At 54.2% G+C, this 1,050-nt stretch carries 1 protein-coding gene and 1 pseudogene; both read right to left on the bottom strand.

Features of this window, described 5'->3' with window-relative positions; all coding sequences use genetic code 11:
• Positions 1 to 696, bottom strand: a pseudogene (locus BZL41_RS27980) (hypothetical protein); the annotation flags it as partial.
• A partial coding sequence (locus tag BZL41_RS12335) for a hypothetical protein (protein ID WP_143518076.1) occupies positions 696 to 1,050 on the bottom strand: 355 nt, incomplete at its 5' end. The gene BZL41_RS12335 and the pseudogene BZL41_RS27980, both read right to left, overlap by 1 nt.

The raw sequence follows: 1,050 nt of genomic DNA, 5'->3' as shown, positions 1-1,050 counted from the left end.
GCGGTCGGGTGAGGTGGCGATATAGGCGTCGAACTCGTAGAAGGGCGCGGTGATCTCGCCGATGGTGCCGTTCTTCTTGTATTCCCCGTTGTTGTCGTAGTCGAAGACGGTGACGAGGCCGGTGCGACGGTTGAGTTCCCAGAGCGGGCCTCGGGAGGGTTTGAACCATAGGCGAGGGAAATAACGGATAACGAGAGAGCCTAGAACCCAGCAGAAAAGAGGAATGCCGAGCGCCACAGAGACTATAGGGAGGAAGCTATATGTGGTTTCTTGCCAAGTATCATCAGAGACTGATATTACTGCTCCGTAAGTAAATAAAGATATAACTGCTAGAAAGAAAAATAAAAAACGCCCTCCGCCTAATAGAATCATCCAAAAGTGCGAGCGTTTAGAAAGTAATGCATATTTAAAGTGCTCATGGTCGTATTTGTTGTGAAGTTCAACTCCCTCAAAAGGAGCCGGTACATAGGTGCCGTTCGCTAGCTTTTCCTCCCGTTCTTTTTTGAACGCTTCCAAATGGCGCAGATCTTTCGGAGAGGGAGTATTAAGGAAACTCTCCGGTGCTACCTCTTGAGTATTGCCCCAAGGCAGCCGCACCTTGGCGAAGCGCTTGATCCAGGAGCGCTCCGCCGAAGTTGGCTGATCGGGAATGGTGGCCGGGTTGTAGGCGGTACTGGCGTAGTAGGGCTGGTCCATTAATCAACGTACGTCACATGCTTGAGCATCAGGTTGGGGCGGCTCAGGGTGTCGATGGCATCGATGCGCTTGAGCATGTCCTTGACCTTGCCCTTGAAGGTTTCATCGTCCATGTCGATCCAGTAGCGCGGGTCGCGGCCGGTGCGGCGGTCATGCTCGGCAGTGACCGGGTCGAGATGGCGATATTGTTCATAGCGAGGCAAGTCGGGCAGCGGGCGACTGGTGTCCATGTAGTTCTGCAAAAAGTCCCAGAGCGCGCAGGGTAGCTGAGGGCTTCGATCCGGTGCGACCAGGGAGCCGAAGTTGATGACGATGTCACGGTAGCGGTGTGCCAGGTACAGCACGTTCATCGGC

Origin of the sequence: Pseudomonas sp. PIC25 (assembly GCF_002286785.1) — a bacterium.
Taxonomy (GTDB): Bacteria; Pseudomonadota; Gammaproteobacteria; order Pseudomonadales; family Pseudomonadaceae; genus Pseudomonas_M.
This window is presented reverse-complemented; position numbering and strand designations above follow the sequence as displayed.